Annotated in this window: 12 protein-coding genes and 1 pseudogene; 5 read left to right on the top strand and 8 right to left on the bottom strand. The window is 65.5% G+C overall.

Annotated features, from left to right (window positions below; all coding sequences use genetic code 11):
- Positions 1 to 49 precede the first annotated feature (49 nt).
- A complete protein-coding gene (locus BLS66_RS04220; protein WP_049410734.1) occupies positions 50 to 952 on the top strand; it encodes a LysR family transcriptional regulator in 903 nt (300 codons plus the stop codon).
- A 141-nt stretch (positions 953 to 1,093) separates the two neighbouring features.
- Here the strand turns inward: BLS66_RS04220 and BLS66_RS04225 are convergent.
- The 3 genes and pseudogenes from BLS66_RS04225 to BLS66_RS04235 all read right to left on the bottom strand — a co-directional run.
- Positions 1,094 to 1,410 (bottom strand): annotated as a pseudogene (locus tag BLS66_RS04225) (excinuclease ABC subunit A); the annotation flags it as partial.
- Between the two features lie 44 nt (positions 1,411 to 1,454).
- Positions 1,455 to 1,925, bottom strand: coding sequence for a hypothetical protein (locus BLS66_RS04230; RefSeq protein ID WP_074725168.1), 471 nt, complete (start codon positions 1,923 to 1,925; stop codon positions 1,455 to 1,457).
- 166 nt (positions 1,926 to 2,091) lie between these two features.
- Entirely contained in the window at positions 2,092 to 2,619 is a 528-nt protein-coding gene (locus BLS66_RS04235; protein WP_074725169.1) for a DUF6622 family protein, read from the bottom strand.
- A gap of 222 nt (positions 2,620 to 2,841) precedes the next feature.
- On the opposite strand from BLS66_RS04235, the gene BLS66_RS04240 reads away from it, so the two are divergent.
- Positions 2,842 to 3,120, top strand: coding sequence for a hypothetical protein (locus BLS66_RS04240; RefSeq protein WP_049467248.1), 279 nt, complete (start codon positions 2,842 to 2,844; stop codon positions 3,118 to 3,120).
- Positions 3,121 to 3,126: 6 nt separating this feature from the next.
- On the opposite strand, the gene BLS66_RS04245 is transcribed toward BLS66_RS04240, so the two are convergent.
- Both BLS66_RS04245 and BLS66_RS04250 read right to left on the bottom strand, forming a co-directional pair.
- Complete coding sequence (locus BLS66_RS04245) at positions 3,127 to 3,996, bottom strand: methylenetetrahydrofolate reductase (RefSeq protein ID WP_074725170.1); 870 nt, start codon at positions 3,994 to 3,996, stop codon at positions 3,127 to 3,129.
- Entirely contained in the window at positions 3,996 to 4,910 is a 915-nt protein-coding gene (locus tag BLS66_RS04250; protein WP_049467244.1) for a LysR family transcriptional regulator, read from the bottom strand. Before BLS66_RS04250 ends, BLS66_RS04245 begins: the two co-directional genes overlap by 1 nt.
- A gap of 75 nt (positions 4,911 to 4,985) precedes the next feature.
- On the opposite strand from BLS66_RS04250, the gene msuE reads away from it, so the two are divergent.
- The 3 genes from msuE to BLS66_RS04265 are packed head-to-tail and all read left to right on the top strand — an operon-like array spanning position 4,986 to position 7,684.
- On the top strand, positions 4,986 to 5,579 hold the full coding sequence (msuE, locus tag BLS66_RS04255; RefSeq protein WP_074725171.1) for an FMN reductase: 594 nt from the start codon (positions 4,986 to 4,988) through the stop codon (positions 5,577 to 5,579).
- Between the two features lie 56 nt (positions 5,580 to 5,635).
- Complete coding sequence (locus tag BLS66_RS04260) at positions 5,636 to 6,613, top strand: DUF1852 domain-containing protein (RefSeq protein WP_074725172.1); 978 nt, start codon at positions 5,636 to 5,638, stop codon at positions 6,611 to 6,613.
- 42 nt (positions 6,614 to 6,655) lie between these two features.
- Positions 6,656 to 7,684, top strand: coding sequence for a methionine synthase (locus BLS66_RS04265; RefSeq protein WP_074725173.1), 1,029 nt, complete (start codon positions 6,656 to 6,658; stop codon positions 7,682 to 7,684).
- On the opposite strand, the gene BLS66_RS04270 is transcribed toward BLS66_RS04265, so the two are convergent.
- The 3 genes from BLS66_RS04270 to BLS66_RS04280 all read right to left on the bottom strand — a co-directional run bounded on the left by BLS66_RS04270 (position 7,641) and on the right by BLS66_RS04280 (position 12,141).
- Positions 7,641 to 8,186, bottom strand: coding sequence for a hypothetical protein (locus BLS66_RS04270; RefSeq protein ID WP_208596506.1), 546 nt, complete (start codon positions 8,184 to 8,186; stop codon positions 7,641 to 7,643). The genes BLS66_RS04265 and BLS66_RS04270 overlap by 44 nt on opposite strands.
- A 217-nt stretch (positions 8,187 to 8,403) precedes the next feature.
- Positions 8,404 to 9,147, bottom strand: a complete 744-nt coding sequence (locus BLS66_RS04275; protein WP_074725175.1) for a FadR/GntR family transcriptional regulator — start codon at positions 9,145 to 9,147, stop codon at positions 8,404 to 8,406.
- A 102-nt stretch (positions 9,148 to 9,249) separates the two neighbouring features.
- Positions 9,250 to 12,141: a TonB-dependent receptor gene (locus BLS66_RS04280; RefSeq protein WP_074725176.1), complete on the bottom strand. Its 2,892-nt coding sequence runs from the start codon at positions 12,139 to 12,141 to the stop codon at positions 9,250 to 9,252.
- Between the last annotated feature and the right edge of the window lie 44 nt (positions 12,142 to 12,185).

Raw genomic sequence — 12,185 nt, forward strand, 5'->3', positions numbered from 1 at the left:
TGACCTCAATTGATCTGTGAATTGCTGATTTTTGGATGATTGATACCCAATGAGCATCAATTGCGAAATCCTGGATCTGCGCGCATTCCTGCTGGTGTCGGAGACACGCAGCTTCCACCGCGCCGCTGAAATCCTGCACGTCTCCCAGCCGGCGCTCAGCCGGCGGATACAGAAGCTGGAGCAGGCCGTGGGTTCGCCGCTGCTGGAGCGCACCACGCGCAGCGTCAGTACCACCGCTGTCGGCGAGAACCTGCTGCCGCTGGTACGCCGCATGCTGGAGGAATTCGATGGCTCGCTGTTCTCGCTGCGCGGCCGCGAAGACACCCGCGGCGCCACCGTCACCATCGCGTGCCTGCCGACGGCGGCGTTCTACTTCCTGCCCAGCGTGATGGCGCGTTTCCACGAAGCGCACCCGAACGTGCGCTTCCGCATTCTGGATATCCCGGCCACGGAGGGTCTGCAGGCCGTGGAACGCGGCGAAGTCGAGTTCGGGATCAACTTCATGGGCGCCAATGACCCGAATCTCGATTTCGACGTACTGGCGGAGGACCCCTTCGTGCTCGCCTGCCGGCGTGACCATCCGCTGGCCCGAAAGCGAAAGGTGGAGTGGGCCGACCTGGCCGAGCACCAGCTGATCACCGTGCATCGCACGAGCGGCAACCGCACGCTGCTGGACGGTGCACTGGCGCGCGAGAACCTCAAGTTGAGCTGGCACTACGAAGTGACGCACCTGTCCACGTCACTGGGCATGGTCGAGGCCGGCATCGGCGTGTCGGTGCTGCCGAAGATGGCCACGCCGGACGGGGATCATCCCACCCTGGTGACACGCGCGATCGGCAACCCGGTGGTGTCGCGCACGATCGGCATCGTCCGCCGACGCGGCGCCCTGCTCTCGCCCACGGCGGAGCGATTCCTTCAGATGCTGATGAGCCAGTGGCGTGGGAACGTCTAAGGCGCTGGATGACTGGGCCGCTGCGCAGGCTGGGCTTCGCCATGCACCCTGCCTGGTCACCGAAGCGTCGGACAGCGATCTGTCCTGCGGCAAGCGTGCGCCACTGATACTGATCTTCGCCAGGTCCGCATCGATATGCACCTCGGTCACTTCGTAGACATGTCCCAGGCCGTGGCAGGTGCTGCAGGCGCCCTGCCGCGTATCGGGCGAAGAGTCCTCGGCATACAGCATGGGCGGGTTGGCCGGGTAGGCGCCCGCGCGCGAGTACATCATGCGCACCAGGCTGGACAGGGTGGTCACGCTACCCACCGATGATCGCGGATTGCTGATGATCGCGGATTGCTGGCGCCGCGCTGTTGCTGCAGAGCCACCGCCAGTGGCGACCCATCGGTGGCATCGACGTCGGGCACGCCCACCTGGTCGATCAGGCGGCGTGCATAAGGTGCGACGGATTCGAAGTCAGGAGATCAATGCGTTTGGCGCACTTCAATCGCCCCTGGATTCAATGGCACTGCTGCGCGACATCGATGCCGTCTCGATGCTTCATGATGAGCGCCTCCAGTCCCGAGGGCTCTCCAGAAATCGGGCCGGGCTTGCCGGGCTGACCCTCCGGGATCAGTCTCGATGTCATCTGATCTTGAAGCTTGGCAATGCCTGGCGCACGTCGGTCTGCGTATCCAAAGATATCGAGGGTGAGCAGGTCATGCCCGTTCTCGACCAGGAGTAATGGAACCTTTCTGCACCGCAGTTCGAACACGCTCGATTGCGGGGGGCCTGCTTCGACGGTAATGCCTTTCGATGCGTTCGCCCGAGCGAAGGCGATCGCATCGTCACGAAGCATCTTGAATGCTTCTGGTGGAAGTGAGCGGAATGTTCTGAGCTCAGATTCGAGAGAGGTCGGATACGTTATCCAAACGATTCCTGCCGCAACCACCAAGCCCAGGAACGTGAGGGAGGAGATCAGAAACTTCATTTTGGAGCCTTCATTTGACCTGTCTGAACCTTGGCGGTACCTACTACGCTGACGTGCCAAGCTGCGAAGTACAATCCGCCCACCGCATAGTTCATCGTGACGACTGCGCCAGCTCCGCACAACCCTGCCTGGGGAAGCCGGCCAGCGGCCGGCACGACCAGGTCAATCAGCCTGCGGTTTCCAGTCCCTTGCCCGCCGCATCCACCCGCAGCGAGGCCAGGTACCGGGCGTACTTGCCGACGAAGATGCCAGTGAACCCGCCCGTCAGCAGCAGGTAGGCCACACTGAAACCGGCATGGGCGGTCAGCGACGGCGACACCGCAAATGCGACTTCGAAGCCGTACTTCACCAGGAAGGTGACCAGCAGCAGCGGCAGCAGGCTGAAGTCCGCGCTGCGCCAGAGCTTGCCGGTGCTGCGGTCCAGCGTCAGCTTCAATCGATTCAGCAGCAGCCAGGCAAGCGCCGCGCCCGTGGCGATGCCGGCCAGCCACTCGCTCCAGGCGATCAGCGACGCGCCGAAGCGATGGCTGATCGACCACGCGCCCCAGACGGCAAACAGGGCGGGCACGATCGCCAGCTTCTGCAACGAGGTCTCGGCCGGCTTCATGGCGGCGATGCCACGGGTGATCAGGAAGGCCAGGAGCAGCCAGACCCAGATCGGCGTCTGCGAGGCGAGCTGCTGGAGCATGTTCATGAGCGGTCTCCTTGGTGAGTGGTGGCTGATTGGTGGCGAGGTGCCCTCGCCTTGGCGCTCACTATTCGCGTCCGCCCGGGCTGCAGCCAGTGACAGCTGTCAGCCATCGCGGGTTACGCCGTGGCGAGCATGCCCTGGCCTGACCCCGCCTGGCCGGGCACATGCTGTTGACGGCCCCGCCCTATGCTGGGGGCCTCATTAGAGACCTGCCAGGTACGAACCATGACGAAGCTGCACACCCTGATGCTGACCGGCGCCCTGCTTGCGCTGAGCCCACTGGCCTCGGCCGAGACCGTGAATCTGACCAACAGCGCCGAGGGTGCCAACCGCGATGCCGGTATCACTGCTGTCAGGAAGAAGCTGCAGGACGCGTGTACCGAGCGCAAGGGCACGCCCGATGCTGCCTCGTTCGAGGTGGTCTTCGAGAAGACCAGCCCAAACCCGAACGTACCCAAGCCGTACTACGTGGACGGCAAGATGAAGTGCGACCTGCCAGGCTGAGGCGATTCAGCCACCGGTGCCGGAAATGCGCCGCCGGTACTGCACCATCCACTCCAGCGACGGCGCAATACCGCCAAACGGGAAGAAGTGCGGGCTGACCTGGCCATGGGCGCTGGTCAGCCCCCTCACCAGGCGATCGACGAACACCTCGGGCCCTGCGGTTCCAATCAGCCGGCCGATCGAGATGCCATACCTGGCCAACATCGATGCGCTGGCGCCTACGCCGCACATCGCGGCGTAACGCAGCAGCCGGGTGATGCTGGCCGGACCCGGCACGCCGACCAGCACCGGAACGCTGATGCCACGGGCGCGCAGTCCATCCAGCCAGGCCAGCACGGTATCGGCATCGAAGGCGAACTGGGTGACGACCAAAGGTGCCATGCCACGTGCTTCGATGGCCTGGCATTTACGCTCAAGCGCCTGCCAGCGTTCGTCACTGCTCATGACCGGATGCCCTTCCGGGTGCCCGCCGATACCAACGACCTTGATCCCGGAGTGCTCCAGAAGACCGGTCTGGATGATCGAAGCACTGTCGGCAAACGGTCCGGCGGGCGTGGCCAGGTCGCCCGCGATCAGCAGGCAACGCGCGACTCCGGCTTCGCCGGCAGCACGTTCCAGGAAGCGTGCAAGCGCTGCGGCTGACCCGATGCGGCGGGCCGAGAGATGTGGCATCGGCTCGAAGCCGAGGGCGCGCACCGTGCGCGCGGCGGCCAGGCGGGCGTCGTCATCCTCGCTGGCCAGGTACGGTATGGAGATGACCGTACCGCGCGGGATCCGATCCGCCTCGGCGCGCAGCGCCGGCATGGCTTTCGCGCTGACTTCCAGCGAAAAGGCGTTGATGAAGGCGTCCGCCCGCAGTGACAGGCCCGCCGGCATCAGCGCGCTCCGCCCACATTGCCGGCAAGCGGCGAGCTGTTGCGCGCCAGTTCGATGAAGGCCTGCAGGTAGTCGATGCCGGTATCGGCCTCGCGCGCGCCCAGGTAGATCTGCTTGGGGATGCCTTTGGCGCCCAGGCGGACGGGCACCACGTCCATGCGCGCGGCGTACTCCTCCACCAGCCAGCGCGGCATGGCGGCCACGCCGCGGCCGCTGGCCACCATCTGCATCATGATGTCGGTGGTTTCAATGGCCTTGTGGCGCCGGGGCGTGATGCCGGCCGGCAGCAGGAACTGGTTGTAGATGTCCAGACGCTCGAACGGCACCGGATAGCTGATCAGTACTTCCTGGCCGAGCTGGCGTGGCTTTACGTAGTCCACCTTGGCCAGGGCATGGTTCCCGGCCACTACCAGTACCTGTTCGTAGTCGAACACCGGGATGAACTTCAGGCCCGGCTTCAGCAGCGGATCGGGGGTGACCAGCAGATCGATCTCGTAGCCGAACAATGCGCCGATGCCGCCGAACTGGAACTTCTGCTTGACGTCCACATCCACGTCCGGCCACGCCGCCAGGTAGGGCGAGACGATCTTCAGCAGCCACTGGTAGCACGGGTGGCATTCCATGCCGATGCGCAGCGCGCCGCGCTCGCCCTGGGCGAACTGGCGCAGACGCTCCTCGGCCAGGTCCAGCTGCGGCAGCACCCGGTTGGCGACCGCCAGCAGGTACTGCCCGGCCTGGGTCAGCCGCAGGCTGCGACCCTCACGCAGCCAGACTTCGGTCCCCAGCTGCTGCTCCAGCTTCTTCATGCTGTGGCTGAGCGCCGACTGGGTCAGGTTCAGCACGCCGGCGGCGGCGGTCAGCGAGCCCTGCTGCTCGACCTGCTGCACGATGCTGAGGTGGATGCGTTCCAGCATGACGATGAATCTCATTCATGGATTGGTGAAGTAATACCATTTTACGTCATGGAACGGCATGACTAGCATCGGGTCATGCCTTCACCCCACTGCCCCCTCCGTATCGTCGCCGTTTCCGGCGGACTGCAGCGCCCCTCGCGCTCGACCACCCTCTGCGAACACCTGCTGGACCTGATCGGCGAGCAGGTGCCGGGCAGTCCGCAGCTGGTCGAACTGGGCCAGCTGGCCCCACAGCTGGCCGGCGCGCTGTGGCGTTCGCAGCTGCCCGAGACCGTGGAGCGGCAACTGCTGGCCGTTGAACAGGCCGACGTGCTGGTCGTGGCCACGCCGGTCTACCGCGGTTCGTACACCGGCCTGTTCAAGCACTTCTTCGACTTCATCGACCAGGACGCGCTGGTCGACACCCCCATCCTGCTGGCCGCCACCGGCGGCAGCGAGCGCCATGCGCTGGTGATCGACCATCAGCTGCGGCCGCTTTTCAGTTTCTTCCAGGCCCGCACCCTGCCGCTGGGTATCTACGCCACCGACCGCGACTTCGCCGAAGGATGCGTGCACAACGAAGCATTGATCCAGCGTGCGCGACTGGCGGTGCAGCGGGCCATGCCGTTGTTGGCGCTCTCGCACCGCGCCGCGCCGCCCGTCCCCCGCGCGGCCACCGAAGCCCTTTGAATGCCAGATGCGCCCATCCGCACCTGGATGCCACCCGCAGACCCGGAACGCCGCCCATGACGACCGACACCTTCACCTTCAGCATCACGCGCATCCCGTTCAACGAGGACTACCAGCCGGCCGAGGGCACGCGCATCACCACCAACTTCGCCAACCTGGCCCGCGGCGCGTCCCGGCGGGAAAACCTGCGCAACACGATCCGCATGATCAACAACCGCTTCAACGACCTGGCGCACTGGGACAACCCGAACGCGGACCGTTACGCGGTCGAGCTGGACATCATCTCGGTGGAGATGCACATCGACGGCGCCGACGGCAGCGATCCGTTCCCGTTGATCGAGGTACTGCAGCCCACCCTCGTCGACACGCAGACCGGCGTGCGTACCGAAGGCATCGTCGGCAACAATTTCTCGTCCTACGTGCGTGACTATGATTTCAGCGTGGTGCTGCCGGCCAGCAACGAGGGCAAGGCCACCTTCGGGCTTCCGGAAGGCTTTGGCGACCTGCACGGCAAGCTGTTCAAGCACTTCCTGGGATCGGACGCCTACCGCGCCAACTTCAGCAAGGGCCCGGTCATCTGCATCAGCGTCTCCAGCAGCAGGACCTACCACCGCACCGAGAACCACCACCCCATCCTGGGCGTGGAGTACCGTCAGGGCGAGTTCTCCCCCACCGACCAGTACTTCGACAAGATGGGCCTGCAGGTGCGTTATTTCATGCCGCCGGGCAGCGTCGCGCCGCTGGCGTTCTACTTCCAGGGTGATCTGCTGGGCGATTACTCGAACCTGGAACTGATCGGCACCATCAGCACCATGGAAGCGTTCCAGAAGATCTACCGCCCGGAGATCTACAACGCCAATTCCGTGGCCGGCAAGGTCTACCAGCCCAGCCTGAAGCACCAGGATTACTCGTCCACCCGCATCGTCTACGACCGCGAAGAGCGCAGCCAGCTGGCGGTCAAGCAGGGCCGGTTCACCGAGGAACACTTCATCAAGCCCTACCGCGCCGTGCTTGAGCAGTGGGCTGCCCGCTGATCCATCGATTTCCCATTCGCATTCCAGGACAATCCGATACCGATGAAGAAACTGCTCCCCACCTCCACCGCCGGCAGCCTGCCCAAACCCTCCTGGCTGGCCGAGCCGGAGAAGCTCTGGTCGCCCTGGAAGCTGCAGGACGAAGGCCTGGCTGAAGGCAAGCAAGATGCCCTGCGCCTGTCCCTGCAGGAACAGCAACACGCGGGCATCGACATCGTCAGCGACGGTGAGCAGACCCGGCAGCACTTCGTCACCACCTTCATCGAGCATCTGCACGGCGTCGACTTCGAAAAGCGCGAAACCGTGCGCATCCGCAACCGCTACGATGCCAGCGTGCCCACCGTGGTCGGCGCCGTGAGCCGGCCCAGGCCGGTATTCGTCGAGGATGCAAAATTCCTGCGTCGGCAGACCACGCAGCCTATCAAGTGGGCGCTGCCCGGCCCGATGACGATGATCGACACGCTGTACGACGCCCACTACAGGAGCCGCGAGAAGCTGGCCTGGGAGTTCGCGAAGATCCTCAACGAGGAAGCGAAGGAACTGGAGGCCGCCGGCGTGGACATCATCCAGTTCGATGAGCCGGCCTTCAACGTGTTCTTCGACGAAGTGAACGACTGGGGCGTGGCCGCGCTGGAGCGCGCAGTCGAGGGGCTGAAGTGCGAGACAGCCGTGCACATCTGCTACGGCTACGGCATCAAGGCCAACACCGACTGGAAGCAGACGCTGGGATCGGAATGGCGCCAGTACGAGGAATCGTTCCCGAAACTGCAGACCTCCAGCCTCGACATCATTTCGCTGGAATGCCACAACTCGCACGTGCCGATCGACCTGATCGAGCTGGTGCGCGGCAAGAAGGTGATGGTCGGCGCCATCGACGTGGCCTCCAGCACGGTCGAGACGGCCGACGAGGTGGCCAGCACCCTGCGCAAGGCACTGCAGTTCGTCGACGCCGACAAGCTGTACCCCAGCACCAACTGCGGCATGGCGCCGCTGGCACGCGACGTGGCCAGGGGCAAGCTGCGTGCGCTCAGCGAAGGGGCGAGGATCGTGCGCGGGGAACTATCGGCATAGCTCGCGGGGGAGCAGCGGGCGCCGTGCCGGGACTCCATCCGTTCTGGCCGCGCGCCTGCACGTCGGGCCTGGCCATCGCGGCAGGCCGCCGCGGCGCCAGCGCCTGCTTGATCCGTGCCACCTCCCCTGCCCCGGCCTCGGCCAGGCGCCGCGCCTGCTGGCGCTGCTCGCGCGTAAGCGCAGGCTGCGGTGCAGCGCCTGCGCCGGGCGCTACGTCCACCAGGCGGGCGACCGCGTCGCGCAGCCGCAACTGCGGCCAAAGCCGAGCCGCGCACCAGCGCTCGGCGTAGCGCCTGGCCTGCCGCACGTTGGCGGCCTGGACGACCTTGGGCTGCGACGCACCGCGCGCATCCAGGCGCACCCGGAAGCCGGACACCGCGTGCGGGACGATGCAGGCCACGGAGCGGCCGTTCCACCACAGCTCGCAGCGTTCACCGCGTTGCACCCAGCCGGAGGGCGCGGTGACGGCTGGCAGATCGTGATGATCGAAGGAGGGCTGCATGGCCGGAAGGATACGAGCGGCCGTCGCAGGGAATGAGATTGCGAACGGGTCCGGATCTGCGATCGCGAAGCGTTCGACAGAGAAACAGCAGCCCCGTGCGGCCGCACGCCACGTTGGCGGGGGCAGGAATCATTACCGTGACACGTCACGGCCGATCACCGCTTCGAGCCACTCGGCTCGGTTCGCGCGACCGCTCGATCGAGCGCCGCTTCGTCGATCAGATCCGCGTCGTGGCCATGAACCGCTCGCGGTCCTGCTGCGTGCGACGGCGGATCTCTTCCAGCGCCATGCTTTCGGTGGCCTGCAGCATGGCTTCGAACAGGCGCTGGAAGTGATGCCGCATCGCATTGCGTGCGGCCACCGGATCACGCGCGCGCAGCGCATCGAAGATCGCCATGTGCTCGTCGGCACGGCTGGCACCATCATCATGGCAGACCCGTGCATAGACCTCGGTCACCCGTGGCAGTTCACTGCGCATGCGCCAGATCTGCTGCACGAAGTACTCCACGACCGGGTTGCCGGAAAGCCGCGCGATGGTCAGGTGGAAGCGGCGGTCATACTCGCCGGCCTCTTCATCGCTCAGGTCGCGCCGGCACAACGCTTCGGCCAGCACCTGCAGCTCGGCGATGCCGTCGTCATCCAGATTGCTGGCGGCCAGCGCCGCCGCTTCGGCTTCGAACACCGCGCGGGCCGCGGTGAGGTCGAAGGCGCTGACATCCGGCAGCCCGCCCGGCACCTGCGCCGGCCGCGGCTTGACATGCACGCCCGACCCGATGCGGATCGCAATCCAGCCCTGGGCCTCCAGTGCGATTTCAGCCTCGCGGATGGTGACCCGGCTGACCCCGAAGCGCTCGGCCAGCTCACGCTCGCCCGGCAGCCGCGATCCGGGCGGGAACTCGCCGTCCTCGATCAACTTGCGCAACTTGCTGGCGATGGTCTGGTAAAGACGGTTGGCGGACATGCGGCTGACCCTTGGCGATTCCGTCCCGGCCCCTGCCCTGCCACCGTGGCCGGCAACGGTCCGGTTGGAGCGACGGCGCGACCACTGGCCGCGCCGCCCTGTTCAGAACGTGTATCGTACACCGAAATACGCACGCCGCCCGTAGCTCACCACTTCGCGGAAGTTCCTATAAAGCGGCTGGTAGGCCACGCGTGGTTCATTGGTCAGGTTCATCAGTTCCAGTGACAGCGACAGCTGCTTGTTCACCCGATAGCGCAGGCGCAGATCGACACTGGTGTTGTCATCGTAATAGCGGTTCTGCTGCGCGGCGTTGCCGGTGAAATCCTGGTAATAGCGCGAGCGGTACTTGCCGATGGCCTGGACGTTGAAGCGCCCGACATCCCAGTAGATCGAGCCGGACAGCACGTGCCGCGAGAAGCCGCTCAGGCCCGCCGGTGGCACGATGGCCGGAATGATCGTGCCGTCGCTGGCCAACTGCTCACCCAGGCGCGAATCCTGGGTCTGGTAATCGGCATCGGCATAGTTGTAGCTGATCTTGAAGCCCAGCCCATCGAACGGCTTCGGCAGGTAGGACAGGCGGTGAGTGGCCGTCAGCTCGAAGCCGGTCAGCGTACTGTCCTCGTCGGTGGTTACCTGCTGGCGCACCGGCACGGTCACACTGCGGCCATCGATCGTATAGGTCTCTGGCACCAGCGCGGTGGCGGTGCCGCCGTTGAACTGCTTCCAGTACACCGCCCCGGCCAGCATCGTATCGGGATTGGGGTACCACTCCAGAGAGAGGTCGCCATTCCAGGACATCAGCGGCTGCGCGGCGGGATTGCCGCTGGCGCTGATGTCATCCAGCGCGTCAGCCAGGTTGCCGTAGGTGGCATCACTGCTGACGTTGATGGTGCGCCCGGCCCCCAGCGCGGCGATGTCCGGCCGGGACATCGCGCGGTACGCACCCACCCGCAGCAGCAGGTCCGGGCGCAGCTCGAAGGCCGCGTTGAGGCTGGGCAGCAGCTTGTCGTTGCCTGCCTTGAACACCTGCGTGCTGTAGGCGCCGGTCGGCTGCAGGCGGATCGTCCCGTCACCGTTGTCCTCGACCCGCAGACCGGTACGCACACCTTCGGAACGCACATCGGTCCTGACCCAGCGCAGGCCAGCATTGCCGGTTACCGGCAGGCCGAACAGGGTGCTGCTGAACTCCCCCATCAGGTATACCGCGCGGGTCTTCTCGGTGACATCAACGTTGTTCGGGTCCTGGAAGCCCGGGTCGAGCCCGCTGTCCAGGCTGCCACGGAACGATTGGTACAGGCAGTCGGGATCAAAGTAGGCCCACGAGGAAATCGTGTTGCCGCTGGCCGCATCCATGAAATCGTCCTGCGGGAAGGGCGCGCGGCAGGCCCGGCCTGCAGCGATGATCTTCGCCTTGTCGGCCGCCACGCGCGGGTCGTAGTCGGTCACCAGGGTGTTGTCGCGCAGCCGGTAATCGGCCTGGCTGGCGCGCACGCCGCCCTTGATGCGGGTGAAGAAGCCGGCCTCCGGCATGAAGCTGGCATCGAAGCGTCCGGCCTTGATCCTGTGGTCGTTCTCCGTCGCGCTGGAGGTCACGCGCGCCACGCCGGTGTAGGCATCCCAGTTGCCGGGGTCGAAACTCGGTGCCAAGGCAACACTGGGCACTTCACCCCGCCAGTCCCAGTCATAGTCCACATAGCCGGTAGCTCCACTGCTGATGCCCGGCACCACGGCATTGTTGACGTCGCGCTGGTTGGCGCGCAGGCGGCTCATGCGTTCGCTGTCGAGGCGATGGGTGTGCGAATAGGAAAGGTCGGTGGACAGCTCCCAGGCCGGGCTGGGGCGCAGGATCAGGTTCACGCCGCCGCCGGTGTATTCCTCGCCGCGCCAGTAGCGGTTGGAAGTCGAGTCGATCGAGGTGCTGCCATGCAGGTGATGCACGATGCCATCCTCGTCCACCTCCCGCCGGGTGATGCCACGCCGTGCGTTGGACAGGCTCAGGTCGCTGCGGTTCTCGTACCAGTTGCGCTCGGTATGTTCGAAGTCGAGGTTCAACTCGACCGTGTCATTGGGCCGCCACTGCAGTGCGGCGAATTCGCTCTGCCGATCGTTGCGCTCCTGCTTCATGCGGTAGATGCGGCTGCTTGGCACCAGGTAGTACGGTGCGCCGTTGGCAATGGCCTGCGCGGAGACTTCATTGCAGTTGGCATTGGCCACGTTCTGCGTGCCATCACAGGCATACCAGGTCGAGCCGCTGGTGATGCTCTCTTCCGGGTCGGTGCCATCCAGTCGCTGGACGCCCAGCGAGACACCCAGCTTCTGCCCGTTGCCGAATTCGAACTGGTCGATATAACTGGCGGTGCCGCGGTAGCCGATGCCATCCCTGTCGCGGTATTTGTGGTCGTACTCGGCCCAGCTGCCGCGCAGGTCCAGTTGCGCCGCCCGCTTGCCGTACTCCAGTGGGCGCACCGTCTCCAGGCCGATGGTGCCGGCCACGCCACCCTCGATGATGTCAGCGCGCTGGGTCTTGTAGATCGCCACGGTATTGATCAGCTCAGCCGGGAACATGTTGAAGTTCACCGAGCGGTCACCGCTGCCATTGGTGATCTCGCGGCCGTTGAAATGGGTGCTGCTGAGGAATGCGCCAAGGCCGCGGATCGAGATCTCCGAAGCGCCGGTCTTATCGCGGGTGGATGCGGCGCCGGTCAACGTTTCGATGGCGTCGGCCAGCGACGGGGCCGGCAGGTCACCGATGTCGTCGGCCGAAAGCACGTCGGCGATGACGGTGTCGTCGCGCTTCTTGTTGATCGAACTCTGCATCGACTCACGGATGCCGGTGACCTGCACCTGGTCGAGTGTGGTGGGGTATTGCCCCGCCGTATCCCTGCTGGACTGGGCCAGGGCGGCAGGCGTACCCGCCAGCACGGCGAGCAGGGCCACGATCAGGGGCGTGGGGGACAACGAGATGCTGGGCACTGCTCCGGCGGGTTGCCGCATGGTTCCTCCTCCCAAAGGATCGCCTGCAAGGCAGGCGTGGGACG

It is taken from the genome of Stenotrophomonas pavanii (assembly GCF_900101175.1).
Taxonomy (GTDB): domain Bacteria; phylum Pseudomonadota; class Gammaproteobacteria; order Xanthomonadales; family Xanthomonadaceae; genus Stenotrophomonas; species Stenotrophomonas pavanii.